4 protein-coding genes and 2 pseudogenes are annotated in these 5,529 nt (G+C 51.3%); 5 read left to right on the top strand and 1 reads right to left on the bottom strand.

From position 1 onward, the window contains the following. The 5 genes and pseudogenes from FD23_RS08060 to FD23_RS08040 form a co-directional block, all read left to right on the top strand. The coding region (locus FD23_RS08060) for a C40 family peptidase (RefSeq protein ID WP_162252824.1) at window positions 1-271 on the top strand (271 nt) is incomplete at its 5' end. A gap of 187 nt (window positions 272-458) precedes the next feature. After that, window positions 459-1,241: a C40 family peptidase gene (locus tag FD23_RS08055; protein ID WP_052933788.1), complete on the top strand. Its 783-nt coding sequence runs from the start codon at window positions 459-461 to the stop codon at window positions 1,239-1,241. 153 nt (window positions 1,242-1,394) lie between these two features. Continuing rightward, a pseudogene (locus FD23_RS08050) lies at window positions 1,395-2,108 on the top strand (C40 family peptidase). Between the two features lie 309 nt (window positions 2,109-2,417). Beyond that, window positions 2,418-3,157 (top strand): annotated as a pseudogene (locus FD23_RS08045) (C40 family peptidase). Window positions 3,158-3,202: 45 nt separating this feature from the next. Continuing rightward, a complete protein-coding gene (locus FD23_RS08040; RefSeq protein ID WP_025896374.1) occupies window positions 3,203-3,982 on the top strand; it encodes a C40 family peptidase in 780 nt (259 codons plus the stop codon). A gap of 48 nt (window positions 3,983-4,030) precedes the next feature. On the opposite strand, the gene hflX is transcribed toward FD23_RS08040, so the two are convergent. Beyond that, window positions 4,031-5,311 (bottom strand): GTPase HflX, encoded by a 1,281-nt coding sequence (gene hflX / locus FD23_RS08035; protein ID WP_025896373.1) that lies wholly within the window; start codon window positions 5,309-5,311, stop codon window positions 4,031-4,033. Between the last annotated feature and the right edge of the window lie 218 nt (window positions 5,312-5,529).

Below are 5,529 nucleotides of genomic sequence, written 5' to 3'. Positions count from 1 at the left end.
CTTGACTTCATACGTCTACAGCCACGCCATCGGCAAGTACATCAGCCGGACTACTTACAGCCAAGTTTACCAAGGCAAGACCGTTAGGGTTTCAACTGCCAGCTTGAAGAAGGGCGACCTGCTCTTCTGGGGCTCCAAGTCTTCCCCATACCACGTTGGGATTTACGTGGGCGGCGGCCAGTACGTGCACGCGGCTACTCCAAGCCAAGGTGTCCGTAAGCAGTACTTGAGCTCCTACTTCTGGCCATCAACCGCCAAGCGGGTTATCTAGTTTATTATTACCTGCTAAAATTACGATAATAACGATAAAAAAGAAGGTCAGCGCGGCAAAAATCGCTGGCCTTTTTAAATTGGACTTAATTTTAACAATCTAGTATTCTCTTTGTAACACTCTTGTAACATTAGTAACTTATTATAGAACCTGGGTAAAACATTAGAATAGAAAAGGATATCAAGTTTTGAAGTTCAAGAGTTTATTAGTCAAAGTTTTAATGGCCCTGGCCCTGGTCGCACCTGTTGCCGCCAGCGCCCAAGCTCCGGCCGCCCAGGCAGCTACTGTTAAGGCTGTTAACAAGCAGGTTGTGGTCAACTACGTATCTGGCTACAGCGTTAAGGCTTGGAAGAATTACAAGGTTAAGCTTGGCGCGGCCAATGACACTGGCATCAGCTTCAAGCACGGGACTACTTTGACGGTGGTCGGCGAAGTTAAGTACAAGAAGCAAACCTGGTACAAGATCGCTGACAACGAATGGATTCTGGCTTCTTACACTTTGAGTCCTAAAGCCTGGGCCAAGAAGGCAGCAGCTGCCAAGAAGGCCGCTGCCAAGGCAGCTAAGAAGGCTGCGGCAGCCAAGAAGGTATCTAAGAGCAAGCAGAACAAGCAAAACAAGGTTGTTGCTTTGGCCAAGGCCCAAGTGGGCAAGCCTTACGTTTGGGGCGCCACTGGTCCTTACAGCTTTGACTGCTCCGGCTTGACCAGCTACGTTTACAGCCGAGCTCTGGGCAAGTACATTACCCGGACCACTTACACGCAAGTGCACCAAGGCAAGACGGTTGCTGTTTCTACGGCAACTTTGAAGAAGGGGGACCTGCTTTTCTGGGGTTCCAAGTCTTCACCATACCACGTGGGGATTTACGTGGGCGGCGGCAAGTTTGTTCACGCGGCTACTCCAAGCCAGGGCGTGATCAAGCAGAGCCTGAGCTACTACTTCTGGCCATCAACTGCCAAGCGCTTGATTTAATTGAGAAATATCCTTTATATAGGACGCCAGCTGGCGTCCTTTTTCTTTTGCCTTTTGTTATTAAAAAACAACTGTATTTTTTCTGCAACCTTTCTGTAACATAACTTGCTTACACTAGAAAAAGCGAATTCAATTTAGGAGAAAACAGTTATAATGAAGCGGAAATTCAGTTTAGTCCTTTTACTGCTGGCAGCTTGGCTGGGCGGGGCGTAGCCGGCCTACGCGGCAACGGACAGCCAGGATAACAATATTACGATCGTGAAGAAGACCCGGGTAGCCTACAATAAGGGTAACAAGGTCAACACCTGGACCACTTACGGGGCCGGCAAGAAATTGGCTGGCCAGGTTAAGTCCGGCTACAAGTTCACGGCCACGGGCCAGGCCTAGTACAAGGGCCGGACCTGGTGCCGGATCAAGGACAACAAGTGGATTCTGGGGACAACACAGTCACGACTAAGAAGTACGCTTCAATTAAGGCTAAGGCTGCTAAGACGGCTAAGCAAAAGAAGGTAGTTGCTTTGGCAAATGCGCAAGTCGGCAAGGCTTATGTCTGGGGGGGCAACTGGTCCTTACAGTTTTGACTGCTCTGGCTTGACCATGTACGTGTACAAGAAGGCAACTGGCTTGTCATTGCCGCACTACTCAGTCAGCCAGCTCTACTACGGCAAGGCGGTATCAACTAAGAAGCTGGTCAAGGGTGACCTGCTCTTCTTTGGTTCTAAGTTAGCTCCAAGCCACGTAGGGATTTACGTGGGCGGGGGCAAGTTCGTCCACGCTTCCAGCCCAACGGTTGGGGTAATCAAGTCTAAGGTCAGCACGAACCGCTCCAGTGCTTTCTACCCATCCAGCGCGCGGAGAGTAATTTAAGCCGCGTTCTTATCTTACATTTTTCCGCTAGTCTAAGTAGAATGAGCTTGAGCCGGTGACGGCCAATTAAAAGTTTACACGTTTGAATTAGCCGCCGTTACGACGGTTTTTTGTTCCAACGGGACAAACTACAGCGATTATTCAACACTTGCATATTTCCAGCGGGGAGGGCATCAGCGCCTTCCCCGTTTTTTGTAATATTTTTGTATCATTAGGGGGCTTGCGGGCCAGGGGGGCGAACGCTTATCATTAATATTAGGTATAAGTTTTGCTTCCGCTGGAGGAAAAAATATGGGTAATGCAAGATAGATTAAATTCGTGGGCGCGGCGGCGCTCTTTTTCGGGGGACTGGGCCTAGGCGGTCAGTCAGCAAACGCGCAAGTCAAGGGTCACCTTTCCAAGGTCCAGGTAGTCAAGAAGGCTCCGGTTTGGACCAACTACAAGAAGGGCAAGAAGATCCACAAGTACCTTAAGAAGGGTACGGTCAAGAAGGTCAAGGCCTCAGCTACTGACAAGAAGCACAAGGTTTGGCTGAAGATTGGGAATAAAAAGTGGATTGCCAGCAAGTACACGGTTGTCTTGACGACGACCAAGCAGACTGCAGCCAAGAAACCGGCCAGCCCGGTCTTAAATACCAATCAATTGACGCAATCTGCTTCGTCCCAGGCTCCCGTTGGTTCATCTTGGCGGCAAAATGCCGTGGTAGCCTTAGCCAAGGCGCAAGGCGGCAAGGCTTATGTCTGGGGCGCGACCGGTCCAAGCAGCTTTGACTGCTCCGGCTTAGTCCAATGGGTTTACAAGACCGCGATTGGGCAAACCGTTTCCCGGACTATCTATATCCAGGTTAAGGAAGGCGTAGCTGTGCCGGTATCAACGGCCAGCCTGCAGCCGGGGGACCTCCTCTTCTGGGGGGTGTGGCAGCGCCATATCACGTTGCGATTTATGTCGGTAATGGTCAATATGTTTCCGCCGCTGATGAGCAGCAAGGGGTTATCTTGGCAACCATCAGCAGTTACTTCTGGCCATCAACGGCCCGGCGGATTCTCTAGTTTCCGTGCTAAAATAGGGTTAGCGGTGTAAGGGAGAAAATGAGCATGAAGAAGTCTAATATGATCAAGTTTTCTGCTGCAGCGCTGACTTTCTTAGGGATCTCAGCGACAGGGGTCAAGCCGGTCAAGCAGCCGGCCCAGGCCGCCAGCAAGCGGATCAAGGTTATCAGCAAGCAATATGTCACTGTCTGGACCAACTACCAGAAGGGGCGGCATGTTGCGACTCATTTAAAGAAGGGTAGCAGCCATTTTGTCTACCAGACGGCAACTGACTCCATGGGCAATCTGTGGTACCGGATTGGCAAGAAGGAATGGGTCATGGCCAAGTACTTTAACCAGGTCAAGTCTGCTAAGAAGGCCGTTAAGGCCAAGAAGACCAAGGCTAAATCTAAGAAGACGGTTAAGAAGGCCCGCAGTGCTGCCAGTTTGGCAGCCTCTTGGTTTGCCCCGATGGGGTCTGAGGCCCGGGCTAAGGCAGTCGTGTCTTTGGCTAAGCAGCAGGTCGGCAAGGCCTATGTCAAGGGCTCCAAGGGCCCGAATGCCTTTGACAATGCCAGTTTGGTTGCCTATGTCTACAAGCAGGCAGCTGGCGTCAATACAGGTTCCAGCACCAAGAGCCAGGTCAAGAAGGGGATCGCAGTTGATCCAAGTTCTGGCTTTGCAGAAGGAGACCTGCTCTTTTGGGGTTCCAAGAATAAACCATATAATGTAGCCATTTACGTGGGGGACGGGAAGTACGTTACCGCTGCTGGAGACCAGCAAGGTGTCGTACAAGCGAGCCTGTCCACCTACTTCTGGCCTAGTCGGGTAAGAAGAGTTCTATAGCAATAGGAAAGCCAGGCTCTAGAGATAGAGTCTGGCTTTTTATGCGGTCTAAATTTGGTAGGCGCTAAAACGTGCCCGGTCTTGGGGCGACAGGCGGGCGGAAACTTCGATTCCGTCAGCTTGGTAGTCTTCCTTTAAGACCCGGGAGTGCTGGTGCAGGTAGGCCAGGTCTTTGCCGGCTGTTAGCGGCAGGCGGAGGTCAGTGATCTGGTAATTGCTGAAGAGGCGGGTCGTGATCAGCTTGGCCAGGGCTTGGATGGAAGCTGGGTCAACCGCGCTGTAGAGCAGGTCGCCCCCTTCAATCTGCGGGTAGTTACGGTCTGTCAAGTCAGCCTTGTTGTAGGCTGTGATCATTGGCAGGTCCTTGACGCCGATTTCGTCCAAGACTTCCAGAGTGGTCTTGATCATCTGATTCATATTCGGGTCAGCAGCGTCAACGACATTGATCAAGAGGTCAGCGTCCTTTGCTTCCTGCAGGGTCGCCTTGAAAGAGTCGACCAGCTTGTGGGGGAGCTTGGAGACAAAGCCGACCGTGTCAGACAGGATAAAGGAGAAGCCATCCAGGTCGATCCGGCGGACAGAGGTGTCCAGGGTCGCAAAGAGCATGTCCTTGGCCATGACCTGTTTGTCTTCATTGCCAGCCCCAAAGGCATTAAGCAGGCCGTTCATGGTGGTAGACTTGCCGGCGTTGGTATAGCCGACCAGGGCGACCTTAGGCAGCTGGCTCTGGTTGCGGCGGGCAGCCTTGATTTCTTCCTGGCCGGAGATTTCCTTTAATTCATGTTTGATAGCGGAGATCTGCTTGCCGATGGTCCGCCGGTTCATTTCCAGTTTGGATTCCCCGGCCCCGCGGTTGGCGAAGCCCCCGCCGGTGGAACCGCCGCTGCCGTGCTGCTGGTCGAGATTGTTCTCAGACGGGTGCAGGCGGGGCAGTTCATACTGCAGGCGCGCTAATTGGACCTGCAGCTTGGCTTGCTTGGTCCGGGCCCGGGAAGAGAAGATTTCCAGGATGAGTTCGGTCCGGTCGATGACGCGGAGTTTGGTCATGTGTTCCAGGTTACGGATTTGGACTGGGGTCAGTTCATCGTTGACGATGAGGACGGAGGCCCCGAGCCCTTGGGCCAGGTCGGTGATTTCAGCTACTTTTCCCTTGCCCAGGTAACTGGAGGCGATGATGTTTTCTGCCTTCTGCTGGCTAGCGCCAACGACAGTAAAGTTATTGGCTTCTGCTAAATTTGCCAGCTCGGTCATGGAGTAGTCAAAGTTGGGATCGTCAAGGTTGACGCCGGCCAAGTAGGCCTTGACTGAGTGAGTTTGATTGTCGATCATCTATAACTTTCTTTCTATATTGCTAGATAACGAATTTGTACATCTATTTATTATCTATTGTAAAGAAGCGGAGAAAAAAAGCACTGAATTTGCCTAAATTTAGGTGGAAATTGCTAAAACAGATAAATTTTAAGGAGACGCCGATTGTAAAATTAAACTGAACACTGTTCCGATCCAGTAAGAAAAATCGTTTTCACTGGATCAGAGCACAAAAAATC

The sequence above is a fragment of the Lactobacillus delbrueckii subsp. delbrueckii DSM 20074 = JCM 1012 genome, from assembly GCF_001433875.1.
In the GTDB taxonomy this organism is placed as follows: domain Bacteria; phylum Bacillota; class Bacilli; order Lactobacillales; family Lactobacillaceae; genus Lactobacillus; species Lactobacillus delbrueckii.
Note: the sequence above shows the minus strand (reverse complement) of the source record. Positions and strands in the feature narration are given on the sequence as shown.

What these genes read in the sequence shown, in the direction of transcription:
- FD23_RS08040 (WP_025896374.1), top strand. Translation starts at nt 3,203, where the DNA reads ATGAAGAAGTCTAATATGATCAAGTTTTCTGCTGCAGCGCTGACTTTC.
- hflX (WP_025896373.1), bottom strand. Translation starts at nt 5,311, where the DNA reads ATGATCGACAATCAAACTCACTCAGTCAAGGCCTACTTGGCCGGCGTC.